The sequence below is a fragment of the Clostridium sp. UBA7339 genome (assembly GCF_002470865.1).
Classification (GTDB): Bacteria; Bacillota; Clostridia; order Clostridiales; family Clostridiaceae; genus Clostridium_J; species Clostridium_J sulfidigenes.
Genome location: NZ_DKPI01000014.1, coordinates 48,526 through 67,917, shown reverse-complemented (window position 1 = coordinate 67,917; position 19,392 = coordinate 48,526). Strand labels below are relative to the sequence as shown.

Here is a 19,392-nt window from a genome sequence, read left to right as displayed (position 1 = left end):
AGCTGATGAGTGGTGTAAATCAGTAAAGGATTTTAATGAAATACATTTTAGAGTCTTAGGTCGAAGTAGTAGTAGGCTGTTACGGTTTCCTAACGTTATTAAGGAAGAGAATAATTTAAATGTTTTTAAAGATTTTAAATTATAAATTTGGGTGGTACCACGGAAATTTTCGTCCCTAGTATTTTTATACTAGGGACTTTTTTAGTTTCTTAATTATATTTGTTAAAATTGAAATCATAGCCGAAGATTAAAGTAAAAAAACTATAAGATGTTGGAGGAAGTTATGGAAAATTACAATGTATATGACGTTTTAAAGGAACGTGGATTTTTAAAGCAATTAACACATGAAGAAGAAATGAAAGAAATATTTGCAAAGGAAAAGGTAACTTTTTATATAGGATTTGATCCCACAGCAGATAGTCTTCATATAGGACATTTTATTGCTATGATGTTTATGTCTCATATGCAAAAGGCAGGGCATAGACCCATAGCTTTAGTTGGTGGTGGTACTGCAATGATAGGTGATCCATCAGGTAGAACAGATATGAGAAAAATGCTAACTAAAGAGGAAATTGATCACAATATATCTTGTATAAAAGGTCAACTTTCAAGGCTAATAGACTTTAGTGATGATAAAGCAATCCTAGAAAATAATGCAGACTGGCTTTTAGATTTAAATTATGTGGATTTTATAAGAGATATAGGTTCACACTTCTCAGTTAATAGAATGCTTACTGCTGAGTGCTTTAAACAAAGATTAGAAAAAGGATTATCCTTCTTAGAGTTTAACTACATGTTAATGCAAGGATATGATTTCTACGTATTGAATAAAAAGTATGATTGCACAATGGAATTAGGTGGAGATGATCAGTGGTCAAATATCTTAGCTGGAATGGAACTTATCAGAAGAAAAGAAGGTAAATCAGCTTATGGTATGACATGTTCACTACTTACAAATAGTGAAGGAAATAAGATGGGTAAAACAGCCAATGGGGCAGTATGGCTTGATCCTAATAAAACATCACCATTTGAATTCTACCAATACTGGAGAAACATTGATGATGCAGATGTAGAGAAGTGTCTATGCCTACTAACATTTGTTCCAATGGATGAAGTAAGAAGACTTTCAGCTTTAGAAGGAGCAGAAATTAACGAAGCTAAAAAGGTTCTTGCTTATGAGGTTACAAAACTTATCCATGGAGAAGAAGAAGCAGAAGGAGCTAAAAAGGCTGCAGAAGCTCTATTTAGTGGTGGAGTAGACATGAGCAATGTACCTACAGTAGAAATTGCTGAAGATATGAAATCTGCTTTAATTCTTGATATAATAGCACAAACAGGTATTGTTCCATCTAAGAAAGAAGGAAGAAGACTTATAGAGCAAGGTGGACTTACTATAAATGATATAAAAATAGAAGATGTTAATGAAATATTTAATGAAAGCTACCTAGAAAAGGATGGATATGCCTTAATAAAAAGAGGAAAGAAAAAATTCTATAAATTAGTGATAGCTTAGTAAAAAAAATTATGAGTATGCCTAATGGTATACTCATTGTTTTTGTAATATACTTCACTAAAATGAAAATGATACGATTAGTTTAATAGGGGGTGAAGTCTATGTCAAATGTATGGAAAATTAATATGGTACAAAACTATACAACAAGAGATGATTTTAACAAGCTCACCTTTAAAAAAGGAGATTCATTTTCTGCTAGAATTTTAAGGTTAGAGGGAAGTACAACTGATGTTATAATAAAGTTACTTGATGGAAGAGTATTTCCGGCAAGGGTAGATGGAGAAATACTTCAAGAAAATTTAGATGATTATATGTTTAAATTTCAACTAGATGGATTTGAAGGAGGAAAATTCCTTCTTAGAATATTAGAATCAAATGTTATAGATAGCCTTGGGAACAATGGTGACTCAGCTATTAAAGATCCATTAATGGAAGAACTACTTAAGAATTTAGATTTTCCAGTAGGCAAAGAGGATGTGCCTATATTAAAATCTATGCTTAAGAACAATATTCCAATTACAGAAGAAAATCTTTTAGAAATTAAGGGACTTAAGGAATTTATAGATCAAAGCAATAATTCTCCTAAGGAGTTAAATAAATTCATTGATAAATTTATAGAAGCTAAAGGAATACAAAATAATAGTTCTGAAGCTAAACAAATAAAAGAAACTTTAGGTAGAGTTTTAAATGAAATCAAGAATTTAAAGATAGATGATGTATTTGTTATGAAAGCCCTAGATATAAAGCTAAATGAACATAATATCAAAGCTTTTTCAAAGGTTATATCTAATGAATACAGTATTTTACCAGAGATAAAGGAAACTACCAATGTTATTAAAGAGCAGATTATTGGCAATATTAATAAAGATACACAGGGAGAAGCTATTGTTAATAGAAATTCAACTTTCATTGAAGGTGATAAATTAATATATTCTGAAAAAGATAGTTCTCAACCTATGGTATCAATAAAGGAAAGCTTAGAAAATAAAGAAGCTATATTATCTTCAGAAAAGATGGTAAACAAAGAAGGAAAGCATTCTAATGATATTATAAATGAAAGAACAATAGGAATAGTCAATGATGAAGATGATCTACTGGGGAAAATGGCATCTCACGGCAATGACGAAGTAGATAGCACTAATAAACTCTTTAAGCAGCTTAAATCAGATATCATGGTAGATAGAAGTATAACAAGCAATATGGTAAAGGATGAATTAAGAGAAAAAATATCCTTTATAAAAAATGATTTAATGGAATTAATTAAGTTATCCCAGAAAGAAACTAGTACTTTTAATAATGTGATTCAAAACTTAGAAACCAAGTTTCAAGAGTTTAAAATGTTTAATACAATAAATAATAATTATTATTTTCTTAATGTTCCACTGGATATGAAAGATAAGGAATATGATTGTAAGCTGATTATTAAGGATGAAAGAAGTAAAGGAAAAAAGTTAGATACTGAAAATATTAAAATAGCGGCTAGTGTAGCCACTGTAAATATGGAAAAGGTAGATGCTTATTTAACCGTTAATAAAAATTCAGCCACTATTGAAATAGAGAGTGAAGCCACATATGTAAAGATATTAGAAAGATTTAAGGGAAAGTTAATTAACGACTTAATGGATAGTAAGTATATGTTTAATATTTTTATAAAAGAGAAAAAACATGATTTTTCTTTTTCAAATTGCAGAAGTTTCTTTGAAGATGATGATTTCACTACAATTAATACTAGAGTTTAGCTAGGAGTGTGCTTATATGGAAGATAGAAAGAGAAAAAAAGCAGCAGCTTTAAAATATGAATATGGGCAGAATGCTCCAAAGGTTACAGCAGCAGGTATGGGTAATGTAGCTGATAAAATCCTTGAAGAAGCAGAAAAAAGTGATGTACCTATTGTATATAATGATGAACTTGCAGATATGCTTACTAAAGTGGATATAGATAGTGAAATTCCTTATGAGCTTTATGATGTAGTGGCAAAGGTTATAGCCTATGTTATGGAGATAGATAATAAGTACAAATAAATTTAAATAAAAAGATTATGAAATAGATAGTAGGTGGTTAAGTGGCATTATATGCAATTTCAGATCTTCATCTAGCCTCCACAGGAGAAAAGCCTATGGATATATTTGGGGAAAAATGGAGCAATCATGATGAAAAAATAAAAGAAAATTGGATTAGAATTGTGAAAGATGAAGATACAGTATTAGTAGCAGGGGATATTTCATGGTCTATGAATATGGAAAATGGCAAGGTTGATTTAGAATTTATAAATAATCTTCCGGGGAGAAAAATATTTGTTAGGGGAAACCATGACTATTGGTGGACTGGAATTACTAAGCTTAATTCTATGTTTCAGAGGATGGAGTTTATCCAAAATAATTTTTTCGTATATGAGGATTATGCTATATGTGGAAGTCGGGGATGGATTTTAAAGAATAATCCCAAATTTAATTCTCACGATAAAAAAATCTATGATAGAGAACTTATAAGATTAAGATTTTCCATAGATGCAGCAATAAAAAGTGGTTTTAAAAAAATAATATGTATGATTCATTATCCACCTATATTTCCTAATATGCAGGAAAATGAATTTTTAGAAATGTTTAAGGAATATAACGTGGATAAGGTAATCTATGGACATCTTCATGGTGGAGGACTTTTAAATGTCTTTGAAGGAGAAAAAGATGGGGTTGAGTATATTTTAACATCCTGTGATTATATAGATTTTGCTCCTATTAAGATTTTAGATTAATAAAAAATTCAATAAAAGTCATATAAAATACCATAAAAAATACCATTATATGATATAATTAAATACGGATTAATAGAATTGGTTAGTAAAGGAATGACATATATGGCAGTTATTGAGTGGAAGAGTTTTTTAATTCCATACGACCAAGCAGTAGAGGAATTAAAAGTAAAGTTTAGAAGTATAAGAAGAGAATTAAGAAAGAAAAATGAATACTCACCTATTGAATTTGTAACGGGTAGGGTTAAAGAGGTTTCCAGTATACTAGAGAAAGCTAATAAATTTGATATACCTTTAGATAGAATCCAGTATGAAATGGAAGACATTGCTGGACTGAGAATCATGTGCCAATTTGTAGATGATATAGATAAAGTAGTAAATATAATACGTGAAAGAAAAGACATGCATATAATTTATGAAAAAGATTATGTTACTAATGTAAAATCTAGTGGTTATAGAAGTTATCATATGATTATAAAGTATCCAGTAAATATGGCATCTGGAATGTGTGAAGTGCTTGCTGAATTTCAAATAAGAACTTTGGCAATGAACTTCTGGGCTACAGTGGAACATTCTTTAAATTATAAATATAAGCATGCTATACCAATAGACATTAAAGGAAAGCTTAAAAGTGCAGCAGATGCAGCCTTTAACTTAGATACAGAAATGTTAGCAATAAAAGATGAAATAAAGGATGCTCAAAAGCTATTTGAGGTAAAATCTTCTTTAGTAAGTAATATAGTGGAAAATATATTAACTATATCTTCCCTAGGGAAAACTGGAGAAGCATCAAGGTTTACAGAAGAGCTTAATAAGTTATTAGAAGTAGGAGATGTATTTGAACTTACAAGCCTATTAGAAGAAACTAAAAAGGTTCTTGAAAGGTACAAATAATTCATTGGTACAAAAGTTTTATATTCCTCATATGATGATATAAGCAATATTTCATGAGGTATAAAATGAGTGAGCAATTAATTAAATTTCAATCAACTACTTATGGAGATAAGTATGTAGATGCTAAGGTTGAAACTGGTGATGATAACAGAGGTGTTATCTATGGTAGAGTAATTGATAAAAATAATAAACCAATTAGTGATGCAGTAGTAAAGTTAATCATACTTGAAGATCCAAATGACCCATTAAGTATACTACCTATAACCCATACTTTTACAGATGAATATGGTCAATTTTTATTTGGTCCATTACCACCAAATAAGACCTATCTAATAAAAATATGGCATGATGATATTTATGTTAGGCCTGTTACCATAAAAGATAAAGAAGCAAGACATAGTTTCATAACCATAAGAGAAGGTAAAAATTCTGATAATAGTGAAAGAAAATTACCAATAAATCATAGTGAAAAATAAAACAGAGGAGATTTTCCTCTGTTTTTTTATTAGATTAATTAGCTACTATATTTACAAGTCTACCTTTAATAACTATAACTTTTCTTACAGTTTTTCCTTCAAGGTTAGATTTTATCGTTTCATCATTTAAAGATGCTTCTTTTATTTCATCCTCAGAAGAAGAAGTTGCAACATTTATTTTTGCTTTAATTTTACCATTAATTTGAATAGCAATTTCTACTTCATCTTTAACTAAAGCAGCTGGATTAAATTCTGGCCATTTTTCATTAAATACTGAGTAACCCATTCCAAGGTTTTCCCATTGTTCTTCACTGAAGTGAGGAGCAAAAGGAGCTAAAAGCTTAATATAATCAACTAATACTTCTTTTAAGAAATCAGTATTTTTAACAGCTTCATTTAGATACTTATTAAGAGCATTGGTAAACTCCATAAGTCTTGCAATGGCAGTGTTGAATTGAAGCTTTTCAGCATCCTCACTAACACCTCTAATTGCAAAGTGTCTCCAATAGTTAAGCTCTTTTTCAGGTGCTTCTATTACATTTTTAGAAGACTTGTTACAGTTAATTTCTGAAATTGATGTTTCAAGAATTCTTTCTATTCTATCTACAAATCTACCAATAGATTTTAATCCATCATCACTCCAAGCTCCGCCATCAGTGTATCCAAATCCAAACATTAGGTACATTCTAAATACGTCAGAGCCATATTCTTTGATGTAGTCATCAGGAGATATTGTATTACCTTTAGACTTACTCATTTTCTGTCCATCTGGTCCTAGGATTAAGCCTTGGTGAGTTAATGATAGGAATGGTTCATCAAAGTTTAGAAGTCCCATATCTCTAAGAGCCTTAGTGATAAATCTTGCATATAGAAGGTGCATACAAGCATGTTCAGGACCACCTACATATTTATCTACTGGAAGCATCTTATTTATTATTTCACTATCAAATGCTTTTTCACTATTTTTATTATCTGCATATCTCAAATAATAGAAAGATGAACATACAAAGGTATCTAAAGTATCTTCATCACGGTGTGCAGCACCTCCACACTTAGGACAAGTTGCATTTATAAAGTCTTCAGATTTTGCAAGAGGAGATTTTCCATCTGGTGCAAACTCTACATTGTATGGAAGTTCTACAGGTAATTGAGCTTCTGGCACTGGAACAGTTCCACACTTGTCACAGTGAATCATTGGAATTGGAGCACCCCAATATCTTTGTCTAGATACTAGCCAGTCACGTAGTCTGTAGTTAATTTGTTTTTTACCAAGAACTAACTTTTCAAGCTCAGTAACCACTGCATCCTTAGCTTCTTCTCCCTTAAGACCATCAAATTTTCCACTATTTATCATTGGACCATATTCAGTGAATGGAAGAGCATCTCCACCTTCTATAACTCTTTCTATTGGAAGATTATATTTTTGTGCAAAAGTATAGTCACGGTCATCATGAGCTGGAACTGCCATTACTGCACCTGTACCATAAGTATTAAGTACATAGTCTCCAACCCATATTGGAATCTCACGGCTGTTTATAGGATTTATAGCATAGGATCCGGTGAATACTCCTGTTTTTTCTCTAGAGATAGACTGTCTTTCTATATCACTTTGCTTTGCAGATGTTTCTTTATAAGCTTCAATAGCAGCCTTATTTTCTTCTGTAGTAAGCTTTTCAACTAATTCATTTTCAGGAGCAAGAACAACGTAGCTAACTCCAAATAAAGTATCAACTCTTGTGGTAAATGTGTTGAATTCAATATTAGAATCCTTAACTTTAAAAGTTACTTCTGAACCAGTTGATCTTCCAATCCAGTGTTTTTGCATAGCTTTAGTTTTTTCTGGCCAATCAAGACCATCAAGTTTTTCTAAAAGCTCATCTGCATAGTCTGTGATTTTAAGGAACCATTGAGTTAAGTTTTTCTTTGTTACTTCACTTTCACATCTTTCACAATGACCTTCTACAACTTGCTCATTTGCAAGTACTGTGTTACAGCTAGGGCACCAGTTTACTGGAGCATTTTTTCTGTAAGCAAGACCTTTTTCATACAATTTTAGGAATAACCATTGGGTCCACTTATAATAATCTGGTCTACAAGTAACAACTTCATTTTCCCAGTTGAACATTGCACCCATTGCTTTAAGTTGTTTTTCCATAGTTTCAATATTTTTATCAGTAGAGTCTTTAGGATGTATCCCAGTTTTAATTGCAAAGTTTTCTGCTGGAAGACCAAAAGCATCAAATCCCATTGGTTGGAATACATTATATCCTTGCATTCTCTTCATTCTAGCCCATGAATCTACTGGTCCGTAGTTAAACCAGTGTCCTGCATGTAATTGGCTTCCTGAAGGGTATGAGAACATTTCAAGAACGTACAATTTTTTATCCATATTGTTTTCATCGAATTTATATAGGTTTGTTTCTTCCCATTTTTCCTGCCATTTTTTATCTGTAGCAGTTCCATATCTAGCCATAGTAATCCTCCTTGTTTGATAAATATCAAATATTATTTTAAATAAAAAAAAGCTTTCATCTCTTATGAAAGAGACGAAAACTATAATTCCGCGGTACCACTCTATTTAGACCATAAAGGTCTCCCTTGATAATATAACGGTTAAATCCGTACTTGCTTTTAACAAGTAAGCTCCCAGGCAAGTTCATATAAGCTTATTACTACATTACACCAAGCTGTAGCTCTCTTTAAATAAGTAATTATATTACTACTCCTCATCACTGCAATAAATAATTTAGTTTTTAAAAATTATACATTAAGAGTGAAGTAAATGTCAAGGGATTTGAATATTATATCCCTAAAATTTGAATTTTTTAGTTCTCACACTATTTATGAATACCGTAAGAACATAGTCAAATATAAAGAAGGCCACATTTCCACCTACAAACATAATTATTAAAGGATATCGTAGTTCAATAGTAGGCATAAATAATTGTTTATATAAAAGAAATGATATAAAGGTTATCACATTAAAATAAACTAGTTTTAATATGATTTCTATAGTTGTATTTCTTTTTTGCTCTATAAAAAATTTTACTATGCCATAGGGACCAAAGATTAGCACATAAAAAAGACAAAGAGTTTTGTCTGGGATTATGAAATAAGCTAATACAGAGGAGCCTATATATACTAATAAAGTAGTTTTCATATCAGCAATAAGTATTCCCAGGGGAATAAGTGCTGAAGCTAAGCCTAATAAAAATAAAGTGTTAAAGGTAATAAAATTAGCGGCATACAAGATAATAAGAGTGAAAGCAATAAGCATACCGCCCTTTGCCATATTCGAAGCCTTATTTTCTTTCATAGTAACCTCCTTTTAACAACAACTAATACAATCTCCACCCATACATTCACAACAAGTATCTAACATCCAAATATTTAAGCAAGTATTGCACATGTCATTAGAACTATTTCTTTGACCATAATAGGTACTTCTATAGTTATTTTGTGTATGATTTAATTGATTAAGCATTTGTCTATATTCAAAGTTATTAGGATCCATTCTACAAGCTGTATTTATTAAATTATTTGCGCTATCGTACCAACCTTTTCTAAGATGTACAACCCCCATTAAAAAGTTCCATTCAGCAGTTCTATTAGTCATAGCATTAAGTTTCGATTCTGCGCCGCCTATATTTCCTCTATTAATATCCATTCTAACAGATTGAAGATTAGGATCATTGTAGCTGTTAGAACCACCACCATAGGTTGAGGAAGGATTTCCATAGCTAGAAGATCCATTACTAGTATTACCTTTTTTACTTAATACGTCATAAGCTTCGTTTATCTCTCTAAGTTTTTCTTCTGCTAAATCTTTTAGCGGGTTATTAACATACTTGTCTGGATGATATTGTTTTACTAGCTCTCTATAAGCTTTTTTGATTTCATCTTGAGAGGCATTTTCTTTAACTCCAAGTACTTCATAAGGATTATTCATGTTTTTTGTCACTCCTTGATTTTATAGTTTCTATTTTATTCATAAGTCCTAATTGTAAAATATTAAATAGTAAGTCTTTATTTTTATTTATAGGAAGTTTATCTAAAGCTTCAGAAGTAGAATTCGCACTCATTATTAGGTTAAATTCTATTCTATTGCCCTCTTTAATAATTAAGTCTTCATAGGGTAGGTTTTCAACATTGAAGGCTTTGTTAATGGCGTTAAATTTATGTTTCTCCATATCTTCCTTTAAATCATCAAAGGCATCTATTATATAAATCCATCTCCCTAGATTATATCCTAAATTATATAAATCATTAAAAAAGTTTTCATTTTTATAATAGTAAGAGATTATAAAAGCTGTTAAAGAAGCAAAAGGGTCACTGAGTTCATCAATAGATATCACATTCTGAGATTTTTCAAGAGAACTTAATTTATTTATATTTTCTTCTATATTAACTAAAATTGGAGATAAGTCCTCTTTAGATTTATTTATAAATTTTTTTATGTACATAGAAATAAACTTTTTACTTAGAGAATTATCATCATTATAATCATCTAATAATTTGTAGTATACTAGGGACACGTTACAAAAGGCAGCATAATCTAAAGCTCTATTACCTATAACCTTAGGCTTTTTTTTCATAGGATGAGCTATACATTTAGTAACTACATACTTATGTTTACTGTATTCTAAACTATCCAAAAGTATACCTAAAAAAGTCATATCATAATTTAAAGTCATTCTGCATAAATTAGAAAAATTATTTTTTATAGATATACATAACCCACAATAGTAAGCTTTGAACATTTCATAGTCTTTAATTTTTAATTCCATTTTATAGGGTGTTACATAACCAAACATTATACTCCTTTTACTGATCCTTCACCATTTAATATTTCAAAGATTGTTTTAGAGGTGGTATCCTCCATAGTATATCCAAGTAAAGCTACAATTTCTTTTATTTCTTCCTCATCCGTTGATTCTATTTCTAAATAAGGAAAGGGACAAAAGCTCTTATCATTTATATCAATTTCAATAAGAGAATTCTTATATTTATAACTTTCTCTATGTTTTTTTATTGATGCTACTAGCTCAAGACCAAGGGAGGTGAAGATTTGACTTCCAATGGTGCTATTGTCTATAACAATTTCATTTTCTTCCATAACCTTATACTTTTCTTGGCTTAGAAGTTTTTTTGTAGTCATATAATTTATTATTACATTATTTAAATTATCTTCCACTATTCTAATTCTAGCATAACCTTTTTTACTTAGCAGTCTTCTATCTGGAAAATCATAGAGGTTATTAACTTGATTTTCATCCTTAACTTTTTCACAGCCTAGACTGTTAAGTTTAGATTTTATTTCATCTACATCTATCTTTAAGATTCTAGTTTCCATTTCTTCCAAGGATAGCACCCCTTTTTCTTTAATGATGACATTATACCTTATGTTTAAGATTATAACAAATTTTATTGATATTGTTAAAAAAAAATATATAATTATTCTTATACTGTTAAAAATCTATAGTAGATATACTAGAATAGTAAATATACATAAAGATATGTATACTAAAATTTATGGAGGTAAGTGATGGAGTATATAAATGAAATTAATATAAATGAAGCTATTATTCATATTTTAGATAACAATTCCGATGAGCCAGTTTTAAATGAGTATCCCTTAGAATTAGCAGAAGAGGTGTATACTTTTATTTTTAAACACATTCAAAGATGTTTAAAGGATGAGGAACTTAAATATGCTATTTTTAATAAGGAGAGAAATATTGTAAAGGAAGTATGTCAAGAATATTTGAATGGAGAAAATAATCTAACAAATGTATCTAAGGAGTTAGCTAGTCAGATGTTTATCTTGATGAGATCAAAGGGGAGCATACCTTCCTGTGATTTGCTTACTGTATCCTTTACTACAGAGTATGGAGCATTTATAGGTATATTTAAGATGGATTATATTAAAAATTATATGCACAATGTAGAGTTTGTAGATGGAAAGATTGGAATAGATATAATACCTCAATTTACAGGACTGCCTTCAAGTAGTTCAAGGATACAAAAGTGTGCATTTATCAAGGCTATGGCTAGTGATAATCCTTATGATTTATTAGTAATTGATAAGCAAAGTAAAAGCAATAAAGAAAATAAAGAATATGGAGCTAATTATTTTATAGATAATTATTTAGGCTGTACTATAGTAGAAAATGAAAGAGATAAGACAAAGCAGTTTTTGAAAGTAGCAGAAAAATGGACTCAAAATGCCCTTAGTGAAAATGCAGAAGGACAAGAAACAGTACGTAGAGAAGTTAAGAAGAGGCTCAGAGAAGAAGATTCTATAGACTTGAATAATTTTGCAGAAGAAGTTTTTAAAGAAAATCAGTCTCTAAAAGAGAACTTTAGAACCTTTGCAATTGAAAGTGGAGTAAGTGAAACTGTAGATTTAGATAAGCAGTGGGTAGAAAAGAAATTGAAGAGAGTTAGGCTAAAAATAGATAAAGATATAGATTTATATATATCAGAAGAAGCTTATAATGATATTAATAGATTCGAAATTGAAAGAGTCGGGGATGGTAGTATTAATATGATAATAAAACATATTATCAATTATACTGAAAAGTAGATAAAATAAAAAAACATGGAATAAAAGTTCCATGTTTTTTTTATCTTATTTCATTGAGTCTATTGAACCTAAAACCGTTGTAATTTTATCTTCTACCAATTGTTGAAGATTAGTTCTTGCTACTCCAAGATATTTTCTTGGGTCAAACTCACTTGGTTTATCTGCAAATACTTTTCTACAAGAACCTGTAACACAAAGTCTTAGGTCTGTATCCATGTTAATTTTGCAAACAGCCATAGATGAAGCTTTTCTTAGCATTTCTACAGGTACTCCCTTAGCACCTTTTATGTCTCCACCATTTTCATTACACATTTCAACATATTTTGGATCTACAGCAGAAGCACCGTGAAGAACTATTGGATATTTTTCAAAACCAACTTCTTCTAATTTTCTTGTTATTGTTTCAAGTCTTTCAAAGTCAAGTTTAGCTTCGCCTTTAAATTTGTATGCACCGTGGCTTGTTCCAATAGCTATTGCTAATGAATCAACACCAGTTCTCTTAACAAAGTCAACTGCTTGGTCTGGATCAGTGTAAGTAGCATCTTTAGCAGATACATTTACATCATCTTCAACTCCAGCAAGTTTACCTAGTTCAGCCTCTACCACAACTCCATGAGCATGAGCATATTCTACAACTTCTTTTGTAAGTCTTACGTTTTCTTCATAATCATAGTGAGAACCATCAAACATAACAGAGGTAAATCCATTGTCTATACACTCTTTACAAAGTTCAAAAGAATCGCCGTGGTCTAGGTGAAGAGCTACATCAACTCCACTTTCCTCAACAGCAGCAAGTACCATATGTCTTAAATAAGCTGGTCTCATATATTTTATAGCTCCACTAGAGCATTGAAGTATTACAGCAGAGTTTTGAGCTTTAGCTCCATCTACAATTCCCTGAATTATCTCCATATTGTTAATATTAAAAGCTCCTATAGCATATTTGCCTTCAAAAGCCTTTTTAAACATTTCTTTAGTAGTTACTAATGCCATAACATTATTCCACCCTTCTATTTATAAGATTAAGTCTATAATTTTATTATAGTTCAATCTTTAGTTAAATGCTATATAGAAAACCATATTTTGAAATCGTAACCAAAAACTTATCAAAAAATGTTTCCTATTGATATAGATTCTAATTCTTTTACTTGGTTAATTAAAGTTTTTACCACGTGAATAGATGAAAGAGCTTCATCTTTATTTTTGCATTTAGAATATTGACTAAGCTTTATAACTTCACTATAAATGTTATCAAAGTCTGTATGATTTAAAAATAAAGTTAAGTTTGCCACGTGTCCTTCATAGATGTTTAACAATTCAAAAGACAACATATAGCTTTCATCCCAATTATCATTTACTATGTTTTCTTCTATTTCTGATGAAACATCTAAAAGCTTATCACAAGTTAATACTATATATTTGCTTGCAAAAAAAAGAATGAATATCATTAGAAAGAAGATGATGCATGTTGCTATCATGTTTTTCATTGTATAGGAACTCCTCCTTAACTCTCTTTTTCATTAGCACTAGCATTAGTAGTTTGATTTTTAAGTTGAAAGTAGAACTTTTGGTTATTTGAATAAACTATTGCAATGAGCACATCTTTATAGCTTTTAATATTATTTTTAGCTAGTTTTTCTTCTAACCAATAATTATCTTTTTTAATAGACTTAAGATTGGCCTTGTTTATAACACCATCTAATATTACGGGAATGGGAAGAGGTTCATCTTCTATTTTTATATTAAAATCTTCCCTTGTAGGTGGTTCATAGTCTTTGTAAGGAACAATAGATAGAGAACCATCAGTTTCTAAAATTGCATAATGTATTTCTTGTAAATTAAAATAACCATTTTGTCTAAGCTCACCTAAAAGGTCATCAAGATTATATCTAACTTGCTTTAATTCCTTCACATTTACTAGTCCGTCTTTTATAAGTATACTAGGTTGACCGTTTAGAATAGAGCGAATGTGTTCACTTTTAAGTTCTAAAAAGGAAGTCATTACTTGAAGAAAAACTAAAGTAGTTATAGGAACTATAGCATATATTAGCGGAATTCGGTTATCACCCATAGGGAGAGTTGCAAGTTCAGAAATCATTAGTGCAACTACAAAATCTACAGGTTCTAACTGACCAAGCTGTCTTTTACCCATAACTCGCATAATGAAAATTAAATAAACATATAGTATAACTGTTCTAATTATAAGTATAAACATAAATATCACCTATATTTCTAATATAATGCTAAATATAGTATGCACAGAATATAATAAATTATTTGTGGTTTGTTGGTTTCATATTTACAATTATGTAATATAATAAGTAATACAAATATATAATATAATTTAAGTTTAAATTTTATTAGGATTATGATTTTATTAGTTAATTAAGGGATTAGGAAATAATATATGATAACTAAATAATTATAATAGAGGTGAGGGTATGGATAAAATCAAGATAAGAATAGAAGAAAGAATCATAGAAGTTCATAGAGGAATAACGTGTTATAATTTGATAAAAAGATATGGCCATGACAATAAAGTACCTATAGTTTTGGTTAAAGTGGACGGTAAACTTAGGGAGTTATCAACTGTTCTTGAGAAGGATTGTGATATAGAGTTTGTTGATATTACAGATAAACAAGGAATGATGTGCTATATAAGAAGTTTACAATTTGTTTTAATAAAAGCTACCAAGGATTTATTTCCAGATAGTAAAATAACCATAGAACATTCTTTAAGTAAAGGATTATTTGGTGAAATATATAAAGACATAAATCTAAGCATAGATGATGTATATGCCATAAAAAAGAGAATGCTTGAGATAGTAGATGCTAACATGGAAATTGAAAAGAAAAATTATAGTAAGGAAGATGCTATAGATTTATTTAGAGAAGCTGGCATGGATGATAAGGTTAGTGTTTTTAAAAATGTAAATGAGAGCAGTATAATAATTTATAAGTTGGGTGAAGAAATTGGTTATTTTTATGGACCAATGATACCTAATACAGATATACTAAAATGTTTTGATTTAATTTACTATGATCCAGGGTTTATTCTAAGATTTCCAACTCAAGAAGAGCCAACCCAAATTCCACGATTTGAAAAACATAGGAAGTTAGCAAAGATATTCTATGAAGCTGAGAAATGGGGAGATATACTAAATATAGCCCATGTAGGTGCTTTAAATGATGAGATAGAACATGGTGATATTGTGACTTTAGTACGAGTTGCAGAAGCTTTGCACGAAAAGAAAATAGCTAATATTGCTGATAAAATAAAGAAAAATCGTGATATAAAGTTAATATTAATAGCTGGACCATCATCTTCAGGAAAAACCACATTTTGTAAGAGGTTGGGAATTCAAATGAGAGTTAATGGATTAATTCCAGTACCAATATCACTAGATGACTATTTTATAGATAGAGAGCTTACTCCAAAGGATGAATTTGGAGAATATGATTTTGAAAGTATAACTGCATTGGATTTAGAGTTATTTAATGAACAACTAAAAATGCTTTTAAATGGAGAAGAAGTTGAGCTTCCAACCTTTAATTTTATAACAGGTAAAAGAGAGTGGTTAGGAAATAAAGTGAAGCTTCCAGATAGGGGAGTAATAGTAATTGAGGGAATACATGGCTTAAATGAAGTCCTAACAGCTTCAATTCCTCATAATCATAAATTTAAAGTATATATTAGTCCATTAACTCAAATAAATATGGATGCTCACAATAGAATAGCAACAACGGATGTAAGGATGATTAGAAGAATAGTTAGAGATTATTTGTCAAGAGGATATGATGTAGAATATACACTGAAAATGTGGTCTTCTATAAGACGAGGAGAAGATAAGAATATATTTCCGTATCAAGAAGATGCAGATGTAATGTTTAATTCAGCACTTATATATGAGTTAGCAGTTTTAAAGAAATATGCATTAGAAGAGCTATATAAAGTGAAACCAGAAAGTTCAGTCTACAATGAAGCAAGAAGACTTATAGAATTTTTACATTTTTTTAAAGAAGTAGATAAGGATGTTGTTCCAACAAATTCTTTAATTACAGAATTTATAGGGGGAAGTTGTTTTTATCAATATTAAATTTAAAATGAATATTAATTAAATAGAGCTAGGTAATAATGGTATACAAAAAAAACACTATTACCGAGCTCTATTTATATCGAAAAAATATATATATTGTCAATAAGTTTTATGGTATAAATATTATAGATATATTTTTACATAATTCTTATTTAAAAGTTACATATTTTTAATCTTTAACTAATGGTATTATATAAAATGGATATACTAAGTAATAACTATTAATTCAGGAGTCAATGAAATAATAAATTTTAGTATATTCTATAGTGGTATTTTATAGGAGGAAATTATGAAAAGTTATAGCGTGTTTGACATTCTTGGTCCTATAATGATTGGACCTTCAAGCTCACATACAGCAGGAGCTGCAAGACTTGCAAAATTAGCTGCAAAGATTGCAGAAGATGATGTTAGGGAAGTTAAATTTTTACTTCATGGCTCCTTTGGAAAAACTTATAAAGGACATGGTACAGATAGGGCACTAGTAGCTGGAATTTTAGGAATGGATCCCTGGGATTATAGATTAAAAGAGTCTTTTACTATAGCAGAAGAAAGAGGAGTAAAATTTACCTTTGAAGAAACGGATCTAGGTGATGTACATCCTAATACAGTTAAATTTGTAATGAAGGATTCCAAAGGAATAGAAACCACTGTTACAGGTTCATCCATAGGCGGAGGAAATATTGTTATATTCGAATTAGATGGACAAAGCATCCATTTTACAGGAGAATATCCAACTATTATAATTACTCATCTCGATGTACCAGGAATGATATATAATGTTAGCAATCTTTTATTTAATGAAAATATAAATATAGCTTCAATGAATGTATATAGAAAAGCTAAGGGATTAGAAGCTTCAACGGTGGTTGAAACTGATGGGATAGTGAATCATCAAGTGGTAGATAAAATAAGAAAGATAGAAAATGTGAAAAATGTAGAGGAAATATTACCACCAATGAAAGGAGAGTAGCTTTAATGTTTTTATCAAAGGCAACAGAAATAATTGAATTATGTAATAAAGAGAACATAACCATTGCAGAATATACTATAAGAGAGGAACTGGAATCTTCAGAAACTTCTAGGGAAAAATTAATTGAAATGATGAGAGAAAATCTAAAAGTTATGAAGTCTGCAACTCAAGAAGCTATGGATAAAGAGATTATATCTATAAGCGGTCTTATAGGTGGTGATGCAACTAAGATTAGAAAGTACTTCCAAGAAAAAGAAACCTTATGTGGTAATTTTATAGTCAAAGCTATGGCAAGAGCATTATCTTGTTCTGAGGTTAATGCAGCCATGGGAAGAATAGTAGCAGCACCTACTGCAGGGAGCTGTGGTATTATACCTGCAGCTATTATTACAGCAGGGGAGAAATTAAATAAAACTGATGATGAAATGATAACTGCTTTATTTACAGCTTCGGGGGTTGGGATTTTAATTGCTAAAAATGCAACTCTAGCAGGTGCTGAAGGTGGATGTCAAGCAGAATGTGGTAGTGCAGCTGCTATGGCTGCAGCTGCCATTGTAGAAATGATGGGAGGAACTCCTAAAATGGCATTTGATGCAGGGGCTATGGTAATAAAAAATGTGGAAGGCTTAGTTTGTGATCCAATAGCGGGATTAGTTGAGATACCATGCGCTAAAAGAAATGTAGCAGGAGCGGTAAGTGCCCTTACCATGGCAGACGTGGCAATGGCAGGTGTTGAGAGTAAGATTCCTTTTGATGATACAGTCATATCTATGTACAAAATAGGAAGAGCCTTGCCTAGTGAATTAAGAGAAACTGCCTTAGGTGGTCTTGCAGTAACTCCATGTGGTCAAAAGTTAAAAGAAAAAGTATTTTCTAATAAATAAAAAACTAAAATAAAGTATTTCATTACAGTTACACCTTTAGTAAAAAATATAGGTGTAACTGTTTCTTTATGAAATGAATAGAGTAAATATATATCTATGTTATATTGTGGAGGAAAATATGAAAGACTTTAAGAAAAAAGATTTTATTGGAAAAGAAGAAGTAGTAACATTAACCATAGTATTAATCTCTATTGTACTGCTTTTTATAAATATAAATTCTAACATAATTAATGTTATAATGTATTCATTAGTAATGATCCCTTTAGCCATTTTATTAGGAAGAGGAACTTCAAAAATATCAGATTATATAGGTGAAAAAAGAGGCGGCCTTATTTCAGCTACAGCAGGTAATGTGCCAGAACTTATGATGGGACTTTGGTCTATAAAGTATGGTATGATTTCCATGGCAAAGGCAGGGCTCTTAGGTGCTGTTATTACAAATATGCTACTGGGGTTAGGAATTGCAGTGTTTTGTGGTGGTATAAAATATAGGGAACAAAAATTTAATAAAATAATTGCACGTACAAATTTAAATATGTTATTTTTAGTTATGTTTACTATAATAATTGTATCCGCTTTAAATAGATACTCTATTGTTGATAATGGTAGTTTTCAAAAAATAAGTTTAATCATAGGTGTTGTATTGATATGCGTATATATATTAGGGCTAATATTTTCCTTATATACCCATAGTAATTTATTTATATTAGATGAAAAAAAAATGTTACCTAAGAATGGTGATAAGAACGACACTAGAAAAGTATTTGGGTTAATTATTATTGTAACTATACTTTTATATTTTATAAGTGAAAGATTAGTTGGTGGTGTAAATGCCATTGTTGAAGAATATAAAGTTTCACAAGAATTTTTAGGAATAATATTGATTCCACTTTTAGGCTCCTTTGGTGAAAATGCATCAAGCATAGTATGTGCTTTAGAAAATAAAATAGATGCTAGTCTAGAAACTGCCATAGGTTCTAGTATACAAATTACTATGTTTGTGATTCCTATATTAGTTATTTGCTCTTCCTTTATGGGGTTCCAAGTAAACCTACTGTTTTCAACTTTTCAAATAGTAACCATGTCTATAGCTATGGGAATGTCTTATTTTGTGTTTCAAGATGGTAAGACCTATTGGTTTGAAGGGGCGTTACTTATAGCAGTATATTTAGTGGTTACTCTTTCATACTATTATGTGGTTTAGAATATATTCATGAGTAAT

Annotated in this window: 19 protein-coding genes and 2 other annotated features (1 of these 21 only partly in view); of the genes, 11 read left to right on the top strand and 8 right to left on the bottom strand. The window is 30.2% G+C overall.

Annotated elements, in window-relative coordinates; genetic code table 11:
- Positions 1 to 180: a binding site (T-box leader), on the top strand; it begins 45 nt to the left of the window's first position.
- A 103-nt stretch (positions 181 to 283) separates the two neighbouring features.
- From tyrS to B2S02_RS14490, 6 genes are all read left to right on the top strand, one after another.
- Positions 284 to 1,513 carry a tyrosine--tRNA ligase gene (gene tyrS / locus B2S02_RS14515; RefSeq protein WP_346848947.1) on the top strand — a complete coding sequence of 410 codons (1,230 nt, stop codon included), beginning with the start codon at positions 284 to 286 and terminating at the stop codon, positions 1,511 to 1,513.
- A gap of 101 nt (positions 1,514 to 1,614) precedes the next feature.
- Positions 1,615 to 3,252: a hypothetical protein gene (locus B2S02_RS14510; RefSeq protein WP_346848948.1), complete on the top strand. Its 1,638-nt coding sequence runs from the start codon at positions 1,615 to 1,617 to the stop codon at positions 3,250 to 3,252.
- A 16-nt stretch (positions 3,253 to 3,268) separates the two neighbouring features.
- Positions 3,269 to 3,535, top strand: coding sequence for an EscU/YscU/HrcU family type III secretion system export apparatus switch protein (locus tag B2S02_RS14505; protein WP_346848949.1), 267 nt, complete (start codon positions 3,269 to 3,271; stop codon positions 3,533 to 3,535).
- 41 nt (positions 3,536 to 3,576) lie between these two features.
- Positions 3,577 to 4,266, top strand: a complete 690-nt coding sequence (locus B2S02_RS14500; protein WP_346920953.1) for a metallophosphoesterase — start codon at positions 3,577 to 3,579, stop codon at positions 4,264 to 4,266.
- A 102-nt stretch (positions 4,267 to 4,368) separates the two neighbouring features.
- Positions 4,369 to 5,157 (top strand): GTP pyrophosphokinase, encoded by a 789-nt coding sequence (locus tag B2S02_RS14495; RefSeq protein WP_035132458.1) that lies wholly within the window; start codon positions 4,369 to 4,371, stop codon positions 5,155 to 5,157.
- Between the two features lie 65 nt (positions 5,158 to 5,222).
- Positions 5,223 to 5,633, top strand: coding sequence for a carboxypeptidase-like regulatory domain-containing protein (locus B2S02_RS14490; protein WP_346920952.1), 411 nt, complete (start codon positions 5,223 to 5,225; stop codon positions 5,631 to 5,633).
- A 34-nt stretch (positions 5,634 to 5,667) separates the two neighbouring features.
- Here B2S02_RS14490 and leuS read toward each other — a convergent pair whose 3' ends face one another.
- The 5 genes from leuS to B2S02_RS14465 form a co-directional block, all read right to left on the bottom strand.
- Positions 5,668 to 8,106, bottom strand: a complete 2,439-nt coding sequence (gene leuS, locus B2S02_RS14485; protein ID WP_346877847.1) for a leucine--tRNA ligase — start codon at positions 8,104 to 8,106, stop codon at positions 5,668 to 5,670.
- A gap of 66 nt (positions 8,107 to 8,172) precedes the next feature.
- Positions 8,173 to 8,375: a binding site (T-box leader), on the bottom strand.
- A gap of 67 nt (positions 8,376 to 8,442) precedes the next feature.
- Entirely contained in the window at positions 8,443 to 8,949 is a 507-nt protein-coding gene (locus B2S02_RS14480; RefSeq protein ID WP_346877846.1) for a hypothetical protein, read from the bottom strand.
- Positions 8,950 to 8,961: 12 nt separating this feature from the next.
- Complete coding sequence (locus B2S02_RS14475) at positions 8,962 to 9,582, bottom strand: J domain-containing protein (protein WP_346877845.1); 621 nt, start codon at positions 9,580 to 9,582, stop codon at positions 8,962 to 8,964.
- Positions 9,575 to 10,447 (bottom strand): DUF5685 family protein, encoded by an 873-nt coding sequence (locus tag B2S02_RS14470; protein WP_346877844.1) that lies wholly within the window; start codon positions 10,445 to 10,447, stop codon positions 9,575 to 9,577. Before B2S02_RS14470 ends, B2S02_RS14475 begins: the two co-directional genes overlap by 8 nt.
- Positions 10,447 to 10,995, bottom strand: a complete 549-nt coding sequence (locus tag B2S02_RS14465) for a class IV adenylate cyclase (RefSeq protein ID WP_346848958.1) — start codon at positions 10,993 to 10,995, stop codon at positions 10,447 to 10,449. Before B2S02_RS14465 ends, B2S02_RS14470 begins: the two co-directional genes overlap by 1 nt.
- A gap of 183 nt (positions 10,996 to 11,178) precedes the next feature.
- On the opposite strand from B2S02_RS14465, the gene B2S02_RS14460 reads away from it, so the two are divergent.
- Complete coding sequence (locus B2S02_RS14460; protein WP_346848959.1) at positions 11,179 to 12,219, top strand: nucleoid-associated protein; 1,041 nt, start codon at positions 11,179 to 11,181, stop codon at positions 12,217 to 12,219.
- Between the two features lie 45 nt (positions 12,220 to 12,264).
- On the opposite strand, the gene fba is transcribed toward B2S02_RS14460, so the two are convergent.
- The 3 genes from fba to B2S02_RS14445 all read right to left on the bottom strand — a co-directional run bounded on the left by fba (position 12,265) and on the right by B2S02_RS14445 (position 14,434).
- On the bottom strand, positions 12,265 to 13,212 hold the full coding sequence (gene fba / locus B2S02_RS14455) for a class II fructose-1,6-bisphosphate aldolase (RefSeq protein WP_035132444.1): 948 nt from the start codon (positions 13,210 to 13,212) through the stop codon (positions 12,265 to 12,267).
- Between the two features lie 113 nt (positions 13,213 to 13,325).
- Positions 13,326 to 13,706, bottom strand: coding sequence for a DUF4363 family protein (locus B2S02_RS14450; protein WP_150844052.1), 381 nt, complete (start codon positions 13,704 to 13,706; stop codon positions 13,326 to 13,328).
- 17 nt (positions 13,707 to 13,723) lie between these two features.
- Positions 13,724 to 14,434, bottom strand: a complete 711-nt coding sequence (locus tag B2S02_RS14445) for a DUF421 domain-containing protein (RefSeq protein WP_346848960.1) — start codon at positions 14,432 to 14,434, stop codon at positions 13,724 to 13,726.
- 226 nt (positions 14,435 to 14,660) lie between these two features.
- On the opposite strand from B2S02_RS14445, the gene B2S02_RS14440 reads away from it, so the two are divergent.
- From B2S02_RS14440 to cax, 4 genes are all read left to right on the top strand, one after another.
- Positions 14,661 to 16,316 carry a nucleoside kinase gene (locus B2S02_RS14440; protein ID WP_346878385.1) on the top strand — a complete coding sequence of 552 codons (1,656 nt, stop codon included), beginning with the start codon at positions 14,661 to 14,663 and terminating at the stop codon, positions 16,314 to 16,316.
- A 289-nt stretch (positions 16,317 to 16,605) separates the two neighbouring features.
- Complete coding sequence (gene sdaAB / locus B2S02_RS14435) at positions 16,606 to 17,286, top strand: L-serine ammonia-lyase, iron-sulfur-dependent subunit beta (RefSeq protein ID WP_346848962.1); 681 nt, start codon at positions 16,606 to 16,608, stop codon at positions 17,284 to 17,286.
- Between the two features lie 5 nt (positions 17,287 to 17,291).
- Positions 17,292 to 18,170 carry an L-serine ammonia-lyase, iron-sulfur-dependent, subunit alpha gene (gene sdaAA, locus B2S02_RS14430; RefSeq protein WP_035132434.1) on the top strand — a complete coding sequence of 293 codons (879 nt, stop codon included), beginning with the start codon at positions 17,292 to 17,294 and terminating at the stop codon, positions 18,168 to 18,170.
- A gap of 118 nt (positions 18,171 to 18,288) precedes the next feature.
- Positions 18,289 to 19,374, top strand: a complete 1,086-nt coding sequence (gene cax, locus B2S02_RS14425) for a calcium/proton exchanger (RefSeq protein ID WP_346848964.1) — start codon at positions 18,289 to 18,291, stop codon at positions 19,372 to 19,374.
- The last annotated feature ends 18 nt before the right edge of the window (positions 19,375 to 19,392 follow it).